The sequence below is a fragment of the Novosphingobium sp. genome, assembly GCF_965214355.1.
Classification (GTDB): domain Bacteria; phylum Pseudomonadota; class Alphaproteobacteria; order Sphingomonadales; family Sphingomonadaceae; genus Novosphingobium.
In genome coordinates, this window is record NZ_CBDCBI010000002.1 from 558,810 (window position 1) to 578,706 (window position 19,897).

Here is a 19,897-nt window from a genome sequence, read left to right on the forward strand (position 1 = left end):
ATGGGGCCATGGTCAGCCCAGCAGGGCAACAACAGCCTTGAACACCCCGGTCACGGCAAACGGCAGGCCTATCGCAAACAACCATACCGCCAGCTGGTCGCGGCGGAACCGCGCGCCGCATGCCGGATCGGCCGCGGCCGGATCGTCCAGGCTTTCCCATTTGCGCTCATACCGCCGAAACAGCGGGATGATCGCGGCAACCAGCACGACAAGTGCAAACAGCGGCAGCATCGACGCGGTGTTCTGCGACAGCGTATGCATCGTCACGACAATCTGCAAAGCGGTATAGACGAGCAAGGCGTGGGCGACAGTGTCGCTCATCCGTTTGCGCCAGTTCACCTGCCGCGACGGAATTGCATTACCGTTTTTGGCGCTGGTTTTTGCAGGCGGCATCCTGGCACTTGACGGACTATAGGTTTTGACCATCGCAAGCCCCCCTGGTCTGGCGAACACTAGATCATGGCGCGAGGGACGTTGCAAGAGGTGCTTAACCACGCGCTTCGTCCACGTGTACCAATACGGATGGCCGCACAAATCGTGCCAGACGCGCCTCGCGGGCTTTGCCAGCGCGTATTCAGCGGCTATGGCACGCGTGCCGCAGGTCAAGGCGGTGCTCAGCATGGTTGCGCGACACATGAACGACACTGCGATTCCCGTTTTTACCCCGGACCCTGTGGCTACCCGGGCCGAGGCTGACCTGATTGCGCGCGATGGCGGGCTCGAAGTGGTCTCGATCGCCAAATCCTATGACAAGCGCGCGGTGCTCAGCGATATTTCGCTGTCGGTGGCCAAGGGCGAAGTGCTCGGCCTGCTTGGCCCCAATGGTGCGGGCAAGACGACCTGTTTCTATTCGATAATGGGCCTGGTGCGGCCCGATTCGGGGCGCATCCTGCTCGACGGCGTCGATATCACGAAGCTGCCGATGTACCGGCGCGCGATCCTGGGGCTGGGCTATCTGCCGCAGGAAACCTCGATCTTTCGCGGCCTGACTGTCGAACAGAACATCGCCACGGTGCTCGAGCTGATCGAGCCCGACAAGGACTTGCGCCGGGCCGAGCTCGAACGCCTGCTCGACGAATTCGGCCTGACCCGGCTGCGCACCAGCGCGGCGATGGCGCTGTCGGGCGGTGAACGCCGGCGCTGCGAAATCGCGCGCGCGCTGGCGGCGCGGCCGTCGATCATCCTGCTCGACGAGCCGTTTGCAGGCATCGATCCGCTGTCGATCAGCGACATCCGCAATCTGGTCAAGGACCTGACCCGGCGCGGCATCGGCGTGCTGATCACCGATCACAATGTGCGCGAAACGCTCGATATCGTCGATCGCGCCTGCATCATCTATGGCGGACAAGTGCTGTTTACCGGCAGCCCCGAGGCGCTGGTGGCCGATCCCAATGTGCGCCGGTTGTACCTGGGCGAGGGCTTCACGCTGTAAGGAGCACTGGATATATCGAGATGGCCACGCCCCACCGCCCTTCGTCATTACCGCGAACGCGGCAATCCAGGCGCGCTGGCGTTGCGATAGTGTGCGACATGTGTGCGGCCGGACCCCCGCGTGCGCGGGGATGACATAGTAAGGTGGGCAGGGGCACCCTGAGATGACGCGGAGGGGAAACATATTCCGGGGGCGCTCATGGGACTAGGTCCCAGGCTGGACCTGCGCCAGTCGCAGTCGCTGGTGATGACGCCGCAATTGCAGCAGGCGATCAAGCTGCTGACCTTGTCCAACCTCGAGGTTGAAGCGTTCATCGGCGAGGCGCTCGATGCCAATCCGCTGCTCGATATCGGCGAGGCGCCTGCCGACGCAGCCGCACCCGCCCAAGACCCCGACCTGCGCCGCACGTCGCTGGAAACCTCGCCGATCGATCAACTCGTCGGCGAAGGGCGCGGCGCCGAGGATCGCCCGCTCGACATCGACCCGGCCACGCTGGATCGCGACCGCGACACCGGCGATGCGGCGCAAGCGGCGGCCGACAATGGCGACTGGAGCGCGGGCGGAAGCGGCGGCGATCCCGATGCGCCCGAATACGATACGCATGCTTCGGCCGCGCTCACTTTGGCCGAACACCTGCACGCGCAGATCGGCGCGACATCGCGCGATCCGCAACTGGTGTTTATCGCGCGCTGGCTGATCGATCAGCTCGATGACGCAGGCTACTTGCTGCAACCGCTGCGCGAGGCGGCAGAGATGCTCGGCGTGCCGCTGGACCAGGTGGCGGCCGCATTGGCACTGGTCCACACGCTCGATCCCACCGGGGTCGGCGCGCGCGACCTGGGCGAATGCCTGGCATTGCAGGCGCGTGAGGCGGATCGCTATGACCCGTGCATGGCGCGCCTGCTCGACAATCTCGACCTGATCGCGCGCGGCGACCTCGCACGGCTGAAGAAGATGTGTGCGGTGGATGACGAGGATTTCGCCGATATGCTCAACGAGCTGCGCGGTTATGATCCCAAGCCCGGGCTTCGGTTTGGCGGCAGCGCGGCGGAAACGGTCGTGCCCGATGTGCTGGTGGCAGAGGCGCTGCTGGAGGATGGGACGCCCGGCTGGGACATCGCGATCAACCAGGCGACGCTGCCCCGGCTGATCATCAACCGGCCGTATTATGTCGAACTGCGCAAAGGCTGCGTGGCGAAGGATGCCCGCGCGTGGCTTGGCGAAAAATTGGCCGATGCCAACTGGCTGCTCAAAGCGCTCGACCAGCGGCAAAAGACGATTCTGAAAGTCTCGGCCGAAATCGTGAAGCAGCAGGACGGGTTCTTCCGCCACGGCGTGTCGCATCTGCGCCCGCTGACGCTGCGCACGGTCGCCGAAACGGTGAACTTGCATGAATCGACGATCAGCCGCGTGACCTCGAACAAATACCTGGCCTGCGCGCGCGGCACGTTCGAGCTGAAATTCTTCTTCACCTCGGGCGTGGCTTCGGCTGATGGCGAAGGCGCGGTGTCGGCCGAAGCCGTCAAGGACGCGATCCGCCGCCTGATCGATGCCGAAGAGGCCAAGGCGGTCCTGTCCGACGATACGCTGGTCGATCTGTTGCGCGACAAGGGGTTCGACCTTGCGCGGCGCACGGTCGCCAAATATCGCGAGGCGATCGGCCTGGGCAGCTCGATCCAGCGCCGCCGCCAGAAAGCGCTCAACCAGACCGCCCGTAACCAGAATGGCATCGGCCGCGTGCGATGAATCGAGTGGGGTCATGCTTGCCATTCGCGCGGTCCGGAGCATATGGCCGATGCATGGTGGTTCCGGGCAATGGTTGATACCGAACAAGGGGTAGGCTGGCGCACCGCGTTGCTGCGCATCGGCACGGCAGGCGCGGTGATCGCGGCGATCGTGGGCTCGGGCCTCGCCATCTATCACAACCAGCGCCCGCGGTCGGGCATGCCGGTGGCGGTGTTTCGCGCCGCCCCTGCGCCGCGCGAAACCGCCGCGCCCACAGTCGAGGACGCGATCACCCACCTGCAAAACGAAGTCGCGCAGACCCCCGACAACGCCGATGCCTGGCGCACGCTGGGCTGGTCGTATTTTCAGCGCGCACAATACACGCAGAGTGCCGATGCCTTGCGCCAGTCCGCCCGGCTCGACCCGACCAGCGCGCGCACGCTGTCGTTCCTGGGCGAGGCGCTGTTGCAGGCGCATCATCCCGAAGGGCACATGCCGCGCGAGGCGCGCCTGGCGTTCGACGAGGCGATCAAGCTCGACCCCAAGGATGCCCGCGCGCGCTATTACCGTGCGGTCGGCTGGGACTTGGCCGGGCAACACCGCCGCGCGATCAACGCGTGGTTTTCGCTGCTGAAGGACACGCCGGCCGACGCGCCCTATGCCGGCGACATCCGCGCGGTCATCCGCACCGTCGCGCAGCGGCATCATATCAAGGTGGAAAAACGCCTGGCCGAGGCGCAGTTTGCAGCTCCCGCCAATGGCGCGCTGCCCGCCAGCGTGCCGGGCCCGGCCAAAGTCAGCGTGCCCGAGCCGGCGGGCGACCGCATGCGCGCGGTCGAGAATGTGCCGCGCCCCGGTTCCTCCGGGAGAGAACCGGCGGCTGCGGCGTCAAGTCATTAAGTTTCATTTGCCTACATGCTGGAATCCCAAGGCCGCTCAACCAAAAATTAACCTTTCATGTTCATAGCTCATATGGTTAATGAATGGCGCGACCCCCGGAAAGACGGGAAAAGTCATTCGGGGGTTATGGCAAGAAGGGATTGATCCATGCGGGTTCTGCTGATCGAGGACGAGCCGACTACAGCCAAAGCAATCGAACTCATGCTGTCTGCAGAAGGGTTCAACATCTATTCCACCGATCTGGGTGAAGAAGGCCTGGATCTGGGCAAGCTGTATGATTACGATATCATCCTGCTCGATCTTAACCTGCCCGATATGCACGGTTACGATGTCCTGAAGAAATTGCGCGTCGCCAAAGTGCAGACGCCGGTGCTGATCCTGTCGGGCATTTCGGAAATGGACAGCAAAGTCCGCTCGTTCGGCTTCGGCGCCGACGATTACGTGACCAAGCCGTTCCACCGCGAAGAGCTGATCGCGCGCATCCACGCCGTGGTCCGCCGCTCGAAAGGCCATTCGCAATCGGTCATCCGCACGGGCAAGCTGTCGGTCAACCTCGATGCGAAAACCGTCGAAGTCGACAGCGCCCGCGTCCACCTGACCGGCAAGGAATACGCGATGCTGGAACTGCTGTCGCTGCGCAAGGGCACGACGCTCACCAAGGAAATGTTCCTGAACCACCTGTATGGCGGCATGGACGAACCCGAACTAAAGATCATCGACGTTTTCATCTGCAAGCTGCGCAAGAAACTGTCCCACGCCTGCAGCGGCGACAATTACATCGAAACCGTCTGGGGCCGGGGCTATGTGCTGCGTGATCCGGAAGAAATTTCGGAAACCGTCGCCGCCTGATTTGTGCGTTTACAAGGGTGTATCCGGGCCGCTGGCACGCGCCCGGATGGACCAACTCCCTGGAAAATGACCCGCTTTTTGGCGGGTCTTTTTTTGTGATCTTAGAAAGTGGCGGGCAACAGCCTCGCGCTGGGCGAAATGGCGTCTCATGCTGAACGTCATCTCGCATCCGGCGGGAACACATCCATAAGCGAGGTCAGGCTTTCTGCCTTTGCCATCGCCCACGGTGCGCCGGCATCGTCTGGCGATCCTAAAGTTCCGATCGGACCTGCGCATGGGCCAGGACGGCGAACAGGCCGGTTCCTCCCACGATGTTGCCGACAAGCGCGGGAAGAATAAAACCGAACGCTGCGAATGCAAAAGTCGCATGGCCAGTCATCATCAGCAGCCACGCCTCGGCCGATCCGGCGATAACATGGCTGAAGCTGGCGAGCGCGATGATATAAGTCAGCAGCGTCACCACCCAGACTTCCTGCCCCCGGGTGTTTGGCAGCAGCCAGGCGATCGTTGCCAGCACGAAGCCTGCCGGAATACCGCGCGCAAATGCATCGCCCGGGGTCAGCTCTTTCAGATGCGAAGACACATCGATCATCGCGCCAAGCAGCTCGGGCGTCACCAGATTGACATGTGGTATCAAAATCGCAACCGCCAGCGTTCCGAGCATGTTTGCGCCGAACACCAATGCCCACAGCCGCAGCGTTCGGCCCAGGTTTGGCCAACTCAGATGGGTGGCAAGTGGCAGAACCGCGACGATCGTGGTTTCCGTGAACAATTGCAGGCGGCCCAGGATCGTCACGATGAACCCGACGCTGTATCCGAGCGCGGCAATCACCGGCTTCCAGGGCGTATCGGGCAGCTTCAGCATCAGTGCCGCCTGCGCAATCAGCGACAGCCAGATCGTCACACCGGCCGCCACACCCGACCAGACAAGAGACGCGGCTGGCCGATCGAGTTCTTCGATGCCTTGCTGACGGATCACCTCGTGAACGATGCGCGCCGGCGGTGACTTGCGCTTTTCGACTGTCTCGCGGTCAGCCTGACTCAGGTCGGGGGCCAGATCCTGCTCGTCGTCGCTGCTGCCGGCCTCCTTGCCCTCATCATCCGGTTTGTCGGCGCCGGCGTGCGTGGTCATTTCTTCTGCTCTACCGCGGCAAAGCTTTGAACGAGGGCTGGCGGCTGCGCGGCATAATAGGCAGCGACCGACGAAATCTCAGCATCGTTCAGCTTTTTGGCGATGGCGACCATCGGATCATTCGGGCGATCGCCCTCGATCCCGCCACGGCCGCCAGCGCGGAACACGCGCAACTGGTTGGCAATGTACCACTGCGCCTGTCCTTCGATCAGGGGATAGGCTTTATCCGCCGCGCGGGTAACGCCGTGGCAGCCTGCGCATGCACCAAGGCCGGCGGAGGGCAGGCCGATCAACGCGAGTTTCTGGCCGGTGGCCATATCGCCCGCTGCTCCGTTTGCAGGTGCCGCTTCGGTCGAGCGCCGTGGCAGCGAAGAATAATAGCCGGCGAGCGCATCGATCTGCGACGGCGAAAGCTCTGTCGCGACCATTTGCATGAATCCGCTGCGACGCCGGCCGGCGGCATACGCGGTGAGCGTTCGTGCGAGATAGTTGCGGCTCTGCAAGGTCAGATTGGGAAACGCCCCGCCGCCCGCGCCATTGGCACCATGACAGCGCGCACAGGTCGCGGTTACGTCACCGCTGAGCGCAAGGCCCGAAAATCCGAAAACAGGCGTTTTATAACTGTTGGCGATCAGCGGCGGCTCTTTGTCGTTGCGCAGCGCATACGGGGCAAGCGTTGGTGGATCGACAAACGGCGCTGTCGCGTTGGGTTGCGCGTGCGACACCAGGGCCAGGTTCTGAAAGGTTGCGGGCGACATGGTCGGCATGGCCCGCAGGAATGCGACGAGCTGCCAGATTTCATCGTCGCGCCGATCGGCCGGCCATGACGGCATGGCGCTATATTTCACGCCCGCCTTCACGATACGAAACAGTTCGGGCGCGGTAAATTTTGCGACGGGCAGATCGTTTACCAGATACTGCGGCTTGGGATGCATCGACAAGACCACGGGGTTCTGACCGAAACCGGGGCCGCCGTGGCACCGTGCGCACACTTGCCCATAATATCCTGCACCCGCCGCAACGCGCACCGGCGTATCAAGATCCGCCGGGGGCTGTTCGTCCGCATGAAATGCCGTCGAACGCGTGAACGTGTAATGCAAAAACCGCGCCCACAGCTCTGGATGGGGCTTTGCTGCCGACAAATCGACGATGCCGCTCGTCACGATGACGATGGCGCCGATGGCTGCCAGCAAAGCCGCGACAAGCAGCGGTCCGAGCCACTGGGTTAGCCTGAAAGGGAAGATCGATCTGAACATATCGCTCTTCAAAATCTTTGATCGGGCTTTCTGTTCCATCCACGTGTCCTAACCGGTTGACCAACCCACCCACATTTGTCATCCGCCCGCGCCATGGCGCTTATCCACGACCCCACTACGCTCAACCGGCTTTATGGTCGTGCCAAGGGGAAGCCCTTGCGCGTGTATCAGCAGGGGCTGGTCGACGATCTGTTGCCCCGGCTGCTGGTTCCAGCCGAGGGGGAAATCACCGCCGAGCGGTTGTTCGGCCGGGATTGCGCGCTGCATTTCGAGATCGGGTTCGGCGGGGGCGAGCATCTGGCCTATCGCGCCGACATGCTGCCCGATCACGGGTTTATCGGCGCCGAACCGTTTCTGAACGGCGTGGCGCAGGCGCTGTCGCATATCGATGGCGAAAGCGGATACAGCCCGATCGGCAATGTGCGGATCCAGCATGGCGATGCGCTCGATGTGTTGCGGCGCATTCCCGATGGCGCGCTGTCGTTCGTCTATCTGCTGCACCCCGATCCCTGGCCCAAGACGCGGCATATCAAGCGGCGGATGATGAACGACGGCCCGCTGGCGCTGATCGCGGCCAAGCTGAAACCGGGCGGTGAATTCCGCTTCGGCACCGATCATCCGGTCTATCTGCGCCACGCGCTGATGGTCATGCGTCGCCATGTCGACCTGTTCGACTGGCAGATCAGCGCGCCCGACGATTTCCAGACCCGCCCCGGCGGCTGGCCGCAGACGCGGTATGAAGCCAAGGCGCGCGCGCAGGGTCACGAGGTCTGGTACTTCCGCTATCGCCGGCGGTGATGCGCGCGCGAAGGATGCGGTTAACCATTTAACCTCCCGCTAACCATCGAGGCGTAGACTTGGGCGCATGGGACGGGCCTGGTGGCCTGTCCGGGAGCATCGCCGGTCATGTCGTATCCGCCAAGCGCGCAGCTGATCCTTGCCGAAATGCGTGAATTCGCAGGGTTTTCATCATGCGAACAGCGCTACATCCGCCGCAGCCTGGACATCGGCCTGGGCCGCAGCGATGCGTTTCGCGTGTGGGCACGCAATGCGGAGGAAACCGCATCGATCCGCACGCAGTATGTCGTCTATCAGGACCTGAAACTGCTGCGCCCTGCGTTGGCCGACGCCGAAGGGCCCGGCCGTGGTGAAGGCTTGGCCGGGATCGAGGCTATCATGGGCCCGATGCTGCGCCTTTCGACATTCGATCTGGCGCAGGAACGGCTGAGCGGTTTTTGCGCCTATCGGTTTTTGTACGAGCGTCTGCTGGGCGCCGGCGTGCGGCCATGGCTGCCCGCGGCGTTCTGCGGCGCGGCGGCCTTGCCACAGATCCGCCCCGAACGGCGCAAGCGGCTGCTCCAATCGATCAGCGAAGCCGCGGCGACGGCGCCCGGCTGGTCGCGGCGCGAGCCGACGTTCTTTCCGGAATTCGTCGAGCTCGAGGCGGCGTAATATTCGCGCGGCACCGCGGGCTTGACCTCATAGGCCTTAAATTGGTCCGAGGGCCCAATTTTTCCAAAATCCCAAGTTCGCTCATCCTGAGCTCGTCGAAGGACGCGCGCAACATTTGACCTGGACGCAAGAACCCCAGCCATTGGGCGAACGGGGCGCGTGTCCTTCGACAGGCTCAGGATGAGCGGATGTTGTGTGTTTGCGCCACGTCCGTGACGACGCAACAGAGCGCTAACCGCGATACAGCGCATCCATCCGCGCGCCATAGCGGTCGCGGATCTTGTGGCGGCGGATTTTCAGCGATGGGGTCAGTTCTTCGTTGGTGATGGCGAACGGCTCGTCGGCAAAGGCAAACTGGCGCACTTTTTCGGTGACCGACAGATCGGCGTTGACCCGGTCGAGCGCGGCCCGGATCGCGGCGCGAAACGCGGGCAGGTCCTGCAGCGCGACCAGATCGAAATGTTCGTCGGCCGCGCGCGCCCAATCCAGTGCCCATTCGGCGTCGGGCACGATCAGGCCGACCACGTAGGGGCGCTTGTCGCCGCTGACCATGACTTGCGCGATTTCGGGTTGCAGTGTCAGCATGCCTTCCAGTTTCTGCGGCGAGATGTTGTCGCCCTTGTCATTGACGATCATGTCTTTCTTGCGATCGGTAATCACGATCCGCCCGCCCGCATCGATATGGCCGATATCGCCGGTGTGCAGCCAACCGTCGCGGATCGTGCGCAAGGTTTCGACCTCGTTGCGCCAATAGCCATGCATGACCAGCTCGCCCTGGACGAGAATTTCGCCATCGTCGGCGATCCTCACGGTCACTTCGCGCATCGGCGGGCCGACGGTATCCATGCGCACGCCAGCGCGCGGGCGGTTGACCGAAATCACCGGCCCGGCCTCGGTCTGGCCATAGCCCTGCAGCAGCGTCAGGCCCATGGCCTCGAAGAAAATGCCGACTTCGGGATTGAGCGGCGCGCCGCCCGACACCAGCGCCTTCATCCGTCCGCCAAACCGCTGGCGGATTTTAGGGCGCAACGTGCGTTCCAGCACCATGTCGACCAGGCGATCGGTCAAGCGGCTCGTGCCGGCGGCGCGGCGGCCGGCGATCGCCAGCGCGCGGTGCATCATCGCGGCGGGCAGGCGGCCCTGTTTTTCGACCTGTTTCATGATCCGCGTGCGCAGCACTTCGAACAGGCGCGGCACCACGACCATGATCGTGGGGTGCACCTCTTCCATATTCGCGGCCAGTTTTTCCAGGCTCTCTGCATAGGTAATCGTGCCGCCCATGCCGATCGGCAGGAATTGCCCGGCGCTGTGTTCATACGCGTGGCTGAGCGGCAGGAACGACAGGAACACTTCGTCCTTCCACCCGAAATCCTCGGCCAGGATCCGCGCCGCGCCATCGACATTGCGCAGGATCGCGCCATGATGCTGGCGCACGCCGCGCGGGGCGCCGCCGGTGCCGCTGGTGTAGATGATGCACGCCAGCGCATCGCGGCCGATCGTGGTGATCCGCGCCTCGGCCTCGGCGCGGGCCTGGGCCGCGTCGCCGGTGGTCATTTCGGCCCAGTCGTGGAACGCCAGCATGCCCGATTGCATCTGGCGCAGCGGCTCGATGCCGATCACATGTTCGACATTTGGCGCGCGCATCGCCGCGGCCAGCAGCGGCGGCGCCAGCTTGGCGCTGGACACAATCACCGCGCGCGCCCCCGAATTTTCCAGGATGTGATGGTGATCGCGCTCGGTGTTGGTGGTGTAGGTCGGCACTGTGACCAGCCCGGCGGCCATGATCGCCAGATCGGCAATGCACCATTCGGGCCGATTTTCCGACACCAGCGCGACGCGGTCGCCATCGCGCAGCCCGATCCGGCGCAGCGATTGCGCCAGCAGACACACCTGGTTTTCCGCCGTGGTCCAGCTGGTCGGACGCCATGCGCCGTCGATCCGGGCGACGAGCATCGGCAGCGCGCCGCGCGTGTGCGCGCGATCGAGGAACATCGCGACAAGATTGGGGAAATGATCGAAATCGGTCAGTTGCATGGGCTTGCATGCTCCTCTGCGCCAGACCCTCTGTCGTGTTTGCGTGGCCTCTGCCGCTGACCTTAGACCAGCGCCTGCGTCATTACCATTACGGCGATACGCTCGCGCCTTCGCTGCGCGGGTCGGCCGCGCCAACCCAGCCGTCCGGCGTGCGCTGGATCGCATTGGCTTTCAGCCGCATCGGCATCGCGACGATCTTGGGATGGCCCAGCGCGGTAAGGGCAGGGACCATTGCGCCGACCGGTGTGCCCGCCTCGACCGCGATGCCGCCGGGGAACGGCATGACCACGCCCAGCGTGATCGCCGCGCGCGCATCCAGGCCCCAGTCGAGCGTGCCGATCAGCAGGCGGATGACCTGAACCGGGATCGTGATGCCGCCCGCCGCGCCGCCGGTCAGCACGATGTGGCCCGCCGCGTCGTAGACCACGACCGGGCTCATCGAACTGCGCGGGCGTTTGCCGGGCTCAACGCCGTTTACGGTCGGTTTGCCGTCGCGATCGGGCACGAAGTCGAAATCGGTCAATTCGTTGTTGAGCAGATAGCCGCTGACCATCAGGCCCGATCCGAACGCGCTTTCGACTGTCGAGGTGAAGCTGGCGCTGTCGCCCCTGGCGTCGACCGCGACGAAATGCGTGGTGCCGTGTTCGTCGATCGGCGTGCCCAGCGCGTAGTGCGGATCGGTGCCGACCGGCGTGCCCGCCGGCGCCTCTGCCATCGTGCTGTCCTCGCGGATCAGCGCGGATCGCGCGGCGATATACGCAGGATCGAGCAAGCCTTTGGTCGGCACCGGCACGAACGAGGGATCATCGACAAACCGGTCGCGGTCGGCAAACGCCAGCCGCTCGGCCTCGGCGATCAGGTGCCAGGCGACCGGCGAATTGGGCCCGAGCGCCTTCAGGTCGAACCGCTGAAGCATGCCCAGCGTCTGCAACACGATGATTCCGCCCGATGACGGCGGGCCCATGCCGCAGATGCGCCAGGTGCGGTACGGCGCGCATACCGGCGGCGCGGTGCGCGCGTGATAGGCGCCGATATCGGCAGCGGTCATCGGCGCGGGGTTGATGGGGCTGGCCGAAACCGCCTTGGCGATCGCGGCGGCATTGGCACCGGTGTAGAACGCGCGCGGACCTTCGCCGGCAACGCGCTCCAGCATGTGCTCCAGCGCCGGGTTTTTCACGACAGCGCCGACAGGCAACAGGTTGCCCTGCGGATCGAACCACAAGGCGCGGCCTTGCGGATCGAGCCCGGCGATGTCTTTGGCCGAAGCCAGCGTCGCGTGGAGGCGGGGCGTGATCGCCGTCCCATCGCGGGCAAGGCGGATCGCCGGGCCGAACAATTGCGCCCAGGGCAGATGCCCGTGCTGGGCATGCGCGAGCGCTGCCAGCGCCAGATTGCCCGGCACGCCGACGCTGCGCCCGCCGGGGATGGCGGCCCTGTGGTCGAGCGGCTGGCCATCGCGGTAGAACCAATGGGCATCGGCGGCCTTGGGCGCGGCTTCGCGCCCGTCATAGGTATCGACATGGCCATCGGCGCTGCCGGTGACGAGAAAACCGCCACCGCCAAGACCGGTGCTTTGCGGCTCGACCACGCTCAAGGCCAGGAATGTCGCAATGACCGCGTCGGTGGCGCTGCCGCCGGCGCGCAGGATTTCGGCGCCCGCGGCCGCCGCGCGCGGGTCGGCGGCGGACACGACGCCGGGTTGCGGCAATGCTGTCCTGGCAAATATCGGCGGTGCAAACGCCAGCAAGGGGATCAGGGCAGCGCGAACAGCGCGTTTGCGTAACGATTCTATGGCCATGGCGGCCAAGCTATTCGCTGCCCACCGCTTCCGCAATGCTTCCCATGCCTTCGATGCGGGTTCGTTCGGCAAGGCCCTTGACGATCCGGCGCACCAGCCCCGGCCCTTCATAGACCAGGGCGCTGTAGATCTGCACCAGGCTGGCGCCCGCGCGGATCCGCGCCCAGGCGTCATCGACCGTGGCGATCCCGCCGACGCCGATTAGCGGGATCTGCGCGCCGCTGGCCTTGCGGAAATCGCGCAGGCGTTGCAGCGCCAGGTCGCGCAGCGGCTCGCCCGACAGTCCGCCGGTTTCGGCGGCATGCGCCGAGCGCAAGGCGGGCCGGGTGATCGTGGTGTTGGATATGATCAGCGCGTCGATCCGGCGGTCGAGCGCGATCCGGCAGATCGCATCGATATCCGCCGCTGCCAGATCGGGCGCCAGTTTCAGAAAGATCGGCGTCGGCACACTGCCGCGCGCAGCGATCACCGCATCGAGCAGCGCGGCCAGGGCGCCTTCGTCCTGCAGATCGCGCAGGCCGGGCGTGTTGGGCGACGAGATGTTGACGGTCAGATAGCGCGCCAGCGGCGCCATGATCCGGGTCATTTCGGCATAGTCGGCAATGCGGTCGGGCGAATCCTTGTTGGCGCCGATATTCACGCCGATGATGCTGGCGCCGGACTTGCGCGCGCGCAACCGCCGCGCCACCGCGTCGGCGCCATCGTTGTTGAACCCCATCCGATTGATCACCGCGCGATCCTCGACCAGGCGGAACAGGCGCGGGCGCGGATTGCCCGCTTGCGCGCGCGGGGTGACCGTACCGATTTCGGCAAAGCCGAAGCCCAGCGACAGCATCGCATCGGGCGCGACCGCGTTCTTGTCGAACCCGGGGGCCAGCCCGACCGGATTGGGAAACGGAATGCCCGCAACGCGCTGGATCAGCGTGGCGGCCATTTCGCGCGGACGTAACGAGGGTGCCACCTGCAGCGCGGCGATCGTCAGGCGATGGGCGGTTTCCGCAGGCAATGTGAACAGCAAGGGCCGTAGCAAGCGATAAGACATCGGTGTTGAGGGTTCACTATCTGGTATCAGGTGAGATCACTGTTGGGGGACATGCTGCGGCACGCAAGCGGGAATGCTGCCAATCTCGCGAAAATGGTGCGATCTGCGAAAAACCTGCGCAAAAGGTTGCTGTCTTGTCACACGATCGGGTCCGTGCACCATCAGTACCTTGCCATGATGCGCCGCGATACCTAGATACCGGACCGAATCAGTCTGATTTGAATTCGGCGGGTATCTCCCGGCCAAAGGTGCGTTTCAGCAATGCGTCTTTCCAGCATGGGCGATTATGCCGTGGTCACGATGACCGCCGCTGCGCAACGGTGCGGACGTTTGCGCGTTTCGGCGCAGCAGCTGGCCGATGAAACCGGCTTGCCCACGCCGACCGTGCAGAAACTGGTCAGCAAGCTGTCGGCTGCCGGGCTGTTGCGCGCGGTGCGCGGCGCGGGCGGCGGTCTGACGTTGGCACGGCCTGCCGCGACGATTTCGCTGGCCGATATCATCGAGGCGGTCGAGGGCCCGATCGCGATGGTCGCGTGCAGCGATCGCCATCCCGCCGGCCGCCAGGAATGTTCGCTGGAAAGCGCGTGTTCGGTGCGGCCGCATTGGCCGCTGGTCGATGCCGCGTTGCGCGGTGCGCTGGCTGGCATCTCGCTCAGCCAGCTGGCCGGACATGACCGCCCCGCGCCCGCCCCGGCAAGACCCTTGTTTGTTGATGCCCCCACCATTGGGATTGAAGCATGACCGATACACTCGATACCGAACTGCCCATCCGTGATCAGGCCGCGCATGACGCAGCGGCGCGCGCCGCCGATTACGAGCACGGCTGGTCGTCGGATATCGAGCAGGAATACGGCCCCAAGGGCCTGTCCGAAGACACCGTGCGCTATATCTCCGCCAAGAAGAACGAGCCAGAATGGATGCTCGAATGGCGGCTGAAGGCCTATCGCCATTGGCTGACGATGCCGATGCCAGACTGGGCCAAGCTGAATATCGAACCGATCGATTACCAGGCGGCGTATTACTGGGCCGCGCCCAAGACCAAGGACGGGCCCAAGAGCCTGGACGAAGTCGATCCGGAAATCCTGCGCATTTACGAAAAGCTGGGCATTCCGCTGGCCGAACAGGCGGTGCTGGCCGGCGTCGAGGGCGCGCGCAAAATCGCGGTCGATGCGGTGTTCGACAGCGTGTCGGTCGCAACGACGTTCCGCAAGGAGCTCGAATCGGCCGGCGTGATCTTCCGTTCGATCAGCGAGGCGATCCGCGAATATCCCGACCTGGTGCGGCGCTGGCTGGGCAAGATCGTGCCGATGCACGACAACTTCTTTGCAACGCTCAACTGCGCGGTGTTTTCCGACGGGACGTTTGTCTACATTCCCGAAGGCGTGCGCTGCCCGATGGAGCTGTCGACGTATTTCCGCATCAATGCCGAAAACACTGGGCAGTTCGAGCGCACGCTGATCGTGGCCGACAAGGGTTCGTATGTCTCGTATCTCGAAGGCTGCACCGCGCCCATGCGCGATGAAAACCAGCTCCACGCTGCCGTGGTCGAACTGGTGACGATGGACGATGCCGAAATCAAGTATTCGACCGTGCAGAACTGGTACCCCGGCGATGCGCAGGGCAAAGGCGGGATCTACAATTTCGTCACCAAGCGCGCGCTGTGCCAGGGCGCGCGCAGCAAAGTGTCGTGGACCCAGGTCGAGACCGGATCGGCGGTCACCTGGAAATACCCCAGCTGCGTGCTGAACGGGGAAGACAGCGTCGGCGAATTCTATTCGGTGGCAGTGACCAACAATTACCAGCAGGCCGACACCGGCACCAAGATGATCCACAACGCGCGCGGCACCCGCTCGACGATCGTGTCCAAGGGGATAAGCGCCGGGCATTCGAACAACACGTATCGCGGGCTGGTGCGCGTCGGCCGTAATGCCGATGGCGTGCGCAACCATACGCAATGCGACAGCCTGCTGCTTGGCGCCGACTGCGGCGCGCACACGGTGCCGTATATCGAAGTGCGCAACCCGACCGCGACGATCGAACACGAAGCGACGACGTCGAAAATTTCCGACGACCAGCTGTTCTACGCCATGCAGCGCGGCCTGTCGCAGGAAGACGCGGTGACGCTGATCGTCAACGGCTTCGCCCGCGAAGTGCTGCAGCAACTGCCGATGGAATTCGCGGTCGAAGCGCAGAAGCTGCTGGGTATCAGCCTGGAGGGATCGGTTGGATAACCTCACCCCCCAACACGATGCACGCCGCCTGAACTCCCCTCCCCTTCAGGGGAGGGGCCGGGGGTGGGGCCTCTCGGCTGCATTCCAGGCTGAGTTGAACAGCCGTGCGTCGGACATGCGCCGCAACCCGCCCGAGCCGGAGAAACGGTTGTGGCGCGCGCTGTCCAACGGCCAGTTGGAAGGGCACAAATTCCGTCGGCAGGCGGTGGTTGGACCGTATATCGCCGATTTCCTGTGCCCCAAGCAGGCGCTGATCGTTGAAGTGGATGGTGATACGCATGATGTGGATCAGGACCGGAAGCGCGATCTGGCATTGGCGGGTTATGGCTTGCGTGTGGTTCGGGTGACCAACCGGGATGTCATGGACAACCTTGATGGAGCGCTTCGCTTCATCCTTACTGCTCTGCAATCAGCGTTGGCGAGTGGGGATAGCCCCCACCCCAACCCCTCCCCTGAAGGGGAGGGGCTTTATGTTGCGGCTGCCCCACCCGATTTAACCGGATATGACCATGCTTCAAATCACTGATCTCCACGCGACCGTCGCGGACAAGCCGATCCTCAAGGGCCTTTCACTCGCCATCAATGGCGGCGAGATCCATGCGATCATGGGCCCCAATGGCGCGGGCAAGTCGACGCTGGCCTATACTTTGGGCGGCCGGCCCGGGTATGCGGTGACCGGCGGCGGCGCGACGCTCGATGGCGCGGATTTGCTCGCTATGGCGCCGCATGAGCGCGCGGCGGCGGGGTTGTTTCTCGGGTTTCAGTATCCGGTCGAAATCCCCGGTGTGTCGATGGTGCAGTTCCTGCGCGAGGCGCTCAATTCGCAGCGCAAGACGCAAGGGCTGCCACCGTTGTCTGGTGCCGCGTTCCTCAAACTGGCGCGCGAACAGGCGGCTCTGCTCAAGCTCGATGCCGAGATGCTGAAGCGCCCGGTCAATGTCGGGTTTTCGGGCGGCGAGAAGAAGCGCGCGGAAATGGTCCAGATGGGCATTCTCGATCCGAAGTTGGCGATCCTCGACGAGACCGATTCGGGGCTCGATATCGACGCGCTGAAAGTGGTGGGCGAGGGGATCAATGCGATCATGCGCCGGCCCGATAAAGCCGTGTTGCTGATCACGCACTACCAGCGGCTGCTTGATTACGTGAAGCCCGACTATGTGCATGTGCTGGCGGGCGGGCGGATCGTGCGCTCGGGCGGACCCGAACTGGCGCTCGAACTGGAAGAGCAGGGTTATGAGGCGCTGGTCGCATGACGGCGCTGCCCACCCGGCATGACGAGGCCTGGCGCTACGCCGATCTGACGGCGCTTGAAGCGCTCTGGCCGGCACAAACCCGCACGATCACGGTCGCGCCGGGCGAAACCGCAGCGCATTCGCTGATGGTTGGCGATGCCGCGGTGCACGATATCGCGATCATGCTGGGCGCCGGTGCGCGGCTGGCGTTCCATGTGCTGAACGCAGGGAGCGGGTATGGCCGCGTGGCGATGCGCGTGACGTTGGCGGCGGGCGCGCGGTTCGATCTGGGCGTCGCGCAGATTGCGGGCGGCGAGCAGACTGTCGAGATCGTGACCGAAGTTGTCCATGCCGAACCCGATGCCGTGTCGCGCCAGATCGTGCGGCAGGTGCTGGCGGGCCATGCCACAGGCAATTATCTCGGCCGTGTGGTCGTCGATCGCGGTGCGATCGGTACCGATGGCGAACAGTCGATCCGCGCGATGCTGCTCGATCGCACCGCGACGGCCAATGCGCGGCCAGAGCTCGAAATCTATGCCGACGATGTCAAATGCGCACACGGCTGCGCGATTGGCGAGCTCGATGCCGGCGCGCTGTTCTACTTCGCCAGCCGGGGCATACCGCCCGCTGCGGCCAAGGCGCTGATGCTGCAGGCGTTTCTGGCCGAAGCGTTCGCCGGTGCGGCCGATGAAGAGGCGTTGACCGCAGCGGCGTTGACTGCGCTGGAGGCGATACTGTGACCCTGCATACCGATATTGTCGCCCACGCACCCGATGCATTTCCGGGAATGGTCACGCGCGAAGGCGCGCGCTGGCATTACCTCGACAGCGCGGCCACCGCGCAGAAACCCAATGTGGTGATAGATGCGGTCGCGCGCGCGCTCGGCCCCGATTATGCGACAGTGCATCGCGGGCTCTATGCGCGCTCGGCCGAGATGACGACCGCGTACGAGGCGGCACGGCGCGAAGTTGCCGCGCTGATCGGGGGCGCCGAGCACGAACTGGTGTTTACGCGCGGCGCGACCGAGGCCATCAACCTGGTCGCGCAGACCTGGGGCGTCGCCAATCTGCGCCCTGGCGACCGCATCCTGCTGTCGCTGCTCGAACACCATTCCAATATCGTGCCGTGGCAGCTGATCCGTGATCGCACCGGCGCCGAAATCGATGTCTGCCCGCTGACTCCCGATGGCCGGATCGATCTCGACGCGGCCGAGGCGATGTTGTCCCCGGCGCACAAGCTGGTGGCGTTTTCCCATGTGTCGAATGTGCTCGGCGGCGTGCTCGATGTCGCGCGCGCGGTGCGGATGGCGCATGCGGTCGGCGCGCGCATCCTGATCGACGGGTGCCAGGCGGTGGCGCGGGTGCCAGTCGATGTCGCGGCGTTCGATTGCGATTTCTACGTGTTTTCCGCGCACAAGCTTTACGGCCCGACCGGGATCGGCGCGTTGTGGGCGAAGGCCGAACTGCTGGGTGCGATGCCGCCGTGGCAGGGTGGCGGATCGATGATCGACCGCGTGACGTTTGCCGAAACCACCTGGGCCCCGGCGCCGCAACGGTTCGAGGCGGGGACGCCCGCGATTGCCGAAGCGATCGGGTTTGCGGCCGCAGCCAGATTCGTGAAGGCGCAAGGGCTCGGCGCGATCCATGCGCATGAAGCCGCGCTGGTCAAACGTGCGCGCAGCGAGCTTGGCCGGATCAACGCGGTACGGCTGTTCGGGCCCGAAGACAGCGCCGGCATCGTCAGTTTTACGATCGAGGGGGTTCACCCGCACGACCTCGGCACTATATTGGATGAAGAGAACGTCGCGATCCGCGCCGGGCACCATTGCGCGCAGCCATTGATGGCCGCGCTCGATATCCCTGCGACAGCGCGTGCCAGTTTTGCCTTGTACAGTGATGACAGCGATATCGCCGCGCTGGTGCGCGGGATCGAGCGCACCCTGAGGATTTTCGCATGACCGACCAGAAGTTTACGATCGAGGAAGTCGATGCGGTTGCACCGCCGCCGCGCGCCAAGGTTGAAGATGAAACCTCGGGCGACAAACTGGCGCGCAAACGCGATTACCTCGAAGGGTTTCTGGCCGAAACCCCGTCGGGTGTGAACGCGGGCGAGCCCGGCGGCGAAACCTACGAAGCGGTGATCGCGGCGTTGCGGGACATTTTCGATCCCGAAATTCCGGTCAATATCTATGACCTGGGCCTGATTTATGGCGTCGAGATCGATGGCGAGGGCCATGCTTCGGTGCAGATGACGCTGACCACGCCGCATTGCCCTGTTGCCGAAACGATGCCCGCCGAAGTCGAACTGCGCGTCAGCGCGGTGCCCGGCGTGCGCGATGCCGAAGTCGAGCTGGTGTGGGATCCGCCATGGGATCCGCAAAAGATGACTGACGACGCGAAACTCGAACTGGGGATGTTGTGATGATCGAAGTCACCAAGGCCCGTCCTGCGCGCGAGCGCCCCGCCGCCGTCCTGCTGACCGAGCGGGCCCAGGCGCGCATCGGCGCGTTGATGGCGACGGCGCCCGATTCTGCGATCGGCGTGCGTTTGTCGACGCCGCGCCGGGGCTGTTCGGGCCTGGCCTATTCGGTCGATTATATAACCGATGCGATCGCGATGGACGAGCGCATCGTGACGCCGGGCGGTACGCTGTTTATCGATGGCGCTTCGGTGCTGTACCTGATCGGCAGCACGATGGACTGGGTCGAGGATGACTTTCAGGCCGGGTTCGTGTTTGCCAACCCCAATGCCAAGGGCAGTTGCGGCTGCGGGGAAAGCTTTACCGTCTGATTCGACGGGAGGAATTTTTAGGGTA

Annotated in this window: 20 protein-coding genes; 14 read left to right on the forward strand and 6 right to left on the reverse strand. The window is 64.4% G+C overall.

Going from position 1 to position 19,897, the window contains the following annotated elements:
* Positions 1 to 12: 12 nt before the first annotated feature.
* Entirely contained in the window at positions 13 to 321 is a 309-nt protein-coding gene (locus tag ACOOE2_RS03265) for a hypothetical protein (protein ID WP_420381592.1), read from the reverse strand.
* Positions 322 to 634: 313 nt separating this feature from the next.
* Between ACOOE2_RS03265 and lptB the strand changes: the two genes are divergently transcribed.
* The 4 genes from lptB to ctrA all read left to right on the forward strand — a co-directional run bounded on the left by lptB (position 635) and on the right by ctrA (position 4,906).
* The gene (gene lptB, locus ACOOE2_RS03270; RefSeq protein ID WP_420384551.1) at positions 635 to 1,432 is read left to right on the forward strand and encodes an LPS export ABC transporter ATP-binding protein; all 798 of its coding nucleotides are present in this window, start codon (positions 635 to 637) and stop codon (positions 1,430 to 1,432) included.
* A gap of 198 nt (positions 1,433 to 1,630) precedes the next feature.
* A complete protein-coding gene (gene rpoN / locus ACOOE2_RS03275) occupies positions 1,631 to 3,178 on the forward strand; it encodes an RNA polymerase factor sigma-54 (protein ID WP_420381593.1) in 1,548 nt (515 codons plus the stop codon).
* A gap of 69 nt (positions 3,179 to 3,247) precedes the next feature.
* Entirely contained in the window at positions 3,248 to 4,057 is an 810-nt protein-coding gene (locus ACOOE2_RS03280; protein ID WP_420381594.1) for a tetratricopeptide repeat protein, read from the forward strand.
* A 147-nt stretch (positions 4,058 to 4,204) separates the two neighbouring features.
* Positions 4,205 to 4,906 (forward strand): response regulator transcription factor CtrA, encoded by a 702-nt coding sequence (gene ctrA, locus ACOOE2_RS03285; RefSeq protein WP_420381595.1) that lies wholly within the window; start codon positions 4,205 to 4,207, stop codon positions 4,904 to 4,906.
* 250 nt (positions 4,907 to 5,156) lie between these two features.
* Here the strand turns inward: ctrA and ACOOE2_RS03290 are convergent, their stop codons facing one another.
* Together ACOOE2_RS03290 and ACOOE2_RS03295 are read right to left on the reverse strand one after the other, a co-directional pair.
* A complete protein-coding gene (locus ACOOE2_RS03290; protein WP_420381596.1) occupies positions 5,157 to 6,038 on the reverse strand; it encodes a formate/nitrite transporter family protein in 882 nt (293 codons plus the stop codon).
* A complete protein-coding gene (locus ACOOE2_RS03295) occupies positions 6,035 to 7,294 on the reverse strand; it encodes a c-type cytochrome (protein WP_420381597.1) in 1,260 nt (419 codons plus the stop codon). The genes ACOOE2_RS03290 and ACOOE2_RS03295 overlap by 4 nt, the downstream gene beginning before the upstream one ends.
* A gap of 93 nt (positions 7,295 to 7,387) precedes the next feature.
* On the opposite strand from ACOOE2_RS03295, the gene trmB reads away from it, so the two are divergent.
* On the forward strand, positions 7,388 to 8,092 hold the full coding sequence (gene trmB, locus ACOOE2_RS03300; RefSeq protein ID WP_420381598.1) for a tRNA (guanine(46)-N(7))-methyltransferase TrmB: 705 nt from the start codon (positions 7,388 to 7,390) through the stop codon (positions 8,090 to 8,092).
* 108 nt (positions 8,093 to 8,200) lie between these two features.
* Positions 8,201 to 8,746 carry a hypothetical protein gene (locus ACOOE2_RS03305; protein WP_420381599.1) on the forward strand — a complete coding sequence of 182 codons (546 nt, stop codon included), beginning with the start codon at positions 8,201 to 8,203 and terminating at the stop codon, positions 8,744 to 8,746.
* 231 nt (positions 8,747 to 8,977) lie between these two features.
* Here ACOOE2_RS03305 and ACOOE2_RS03310 read toward each other — a convergent pair whose 3' ends face one another.
* From ACOOE2_RS03310 to ACOOE2_RS03320, 3 genes are all read right to left on the reverse strand, one after another.
* Positions 8,978 to 10,780 (reverse strand): AMP-dependent synthetase/ligase, encoded by a 1,803-nt coding sequence (locus tag ACOOE2_RS03310; protein WP_420381600.1) that lies wholly within the window; start codon positions 10,778 to 10,780, stop codon positions 8,978 to 8,980.
* 88 nt (positions 10,781 to 10,868) lie between these two features.
* Positions 10,869 to 12,578, reverse strand: a complete 1,710-nt coding sequence (locus ACOOE2_RS03315; protein WP_420381601.1) for a gamma-glutamyltransferase family protein — start codon at positions 12,576 to 12,578, stop codon at positions 10,869 to 10,871.
* 10 nt (positions 12,579 to 12,588) lie between these two features.
* Positions 12,589 to 13,620 (reverse strand): quinone-dependent dihydroorotate dehydrogenase, encoded by a 1,032-nt coding sequence (locus tag ACOOE2_RS03320; RefSeq protein WP_420381602.1) that lies wholly within the window; start codon positions 13,618 to 13,620, stop codon positions 12,589 to 12,591.
* Between the two features lie 261 nt (positions 13,621 to 13,881).
* On the opposite strand from ACOOE2_RS03320, the gene ACOOE2_RS03325 reads away from it, so the two are divergent.
* The 8 genes from ACOOE2_RS03325 (at position 13,882) to ACOOE2_RS03360 (ending at position 19,872) form a co-directional block, all read left to right on the forward strand.
* Complete coding sequence (locus tag ACOOE2_RS03325) at positions 13,882 to 14,361, forward strand: RrF2 family transcriptional regulator (protein WP_420381603.1); 480 nt, start codon at positions 13,882 to 13,884, stop codon at positions 14,359 to 14,361.
* Positions 14,358 to 15,851, forward strand: coding sequence for a Fe-S cluster assembly protein SufB (gene sufB / locus ACOOE2_RS03330; RefSeq protein WP_420381604.1), 1,494 nt, complete (start codon positions 14,358 to 14,360; stop codon positions 15,849 to 15,851). The genes ACOOE2_RS03325 and sufB overlap by 4 nt, the downstream gene beginning before the upstream one ends.
* Positions 15,852 to 15,945: 94 nt before the next feature.
* Positions 15,946 to 16,377 (forward strand): endonuclease domain-containing protein, encoded by a 432-nt coding sequence (locus ACOOE2_RS03335; protein ID WP_420381605.1) that lies wholly within the window; start codon positions 15,946 to 15,948, stop codon positions 16,375 to 16,377.
* The gene (gene sufC / locus ACOOE2_RS03340) at positions 16,361 to 17,104 is read left to right on the forward strand and encodes a Fe-S cluster assembly ATPase SufC (RefSeq protein WP_420381606.1); all 744 of its coding nucleotides are present in this window, start codon (positions 16,361 to 16,363) and stop codon (positions 17,102 to 17,104) included. The genes ACOOE2_RS03335 and sufC overlap by 17 nt, the downstream gene beginning before the upstream one ends.
* Positions 17,101 to 17,823 carry a SufD family Fe-S cluster assembly protein gene (locus ACOOE2_RS03345; protein ID WP_420381607.1) on the forward strand — a complete coding sequence of 241 codons (723 nt, stop codon included), beginning with the start codon at positions 17,101 to 17,103 and terminating at the stop codon, positions 17,821 to 17,823. Before sufC ends, ACOOE2_RS03345 begins: the two co-directional genes overlap by 4 nt.
* Positions 17,824 to 17,870: 47 nt before the next feature.
* On the forward strand, positions 17,871 to 19,040 hold the full coding sequence (locus ACOOE2_RS03350) for an aminotransferase class V-fold PLP-dependent enzyme (protein WP_420384552.1): 1,170 nt from the start codon (positions 17,871 to 17,873) through the stop codon (positions 19,038 to 19,040).
* Entirely contained in the window at positions 19,037 to 19,504 is a 468-nt protein-coding gene (locus tag ACOOE2_RS03355; RefSeq protein WP_420381608.1) for an SUF system Fe-S cluster assembly protein, read from the forward strand. Before ACOOE2_RS03350 ends, ACOOE2_RS03355 begins: the two co-directional genes overlap by 4 nt.
* Positions 19,504 to 19,872 (forward strand): HesB/IscA family protein, encoded by a 369-nt coding sequence (locus ACOOE2_RS03360; protein ID WP_420381609.1) that lies wholly within the window; start codon positions 19,504 to 19,506, stop codon positions 19,870 to 19,872. The genes ACOOE2_RS03355 and ACOOE2_RS03360 overlap by 1 nt, the downstream gene beginning before the upstream one ends.
* Positions 19,873 to 19,897: the final 25 nt, after the last annotated feature.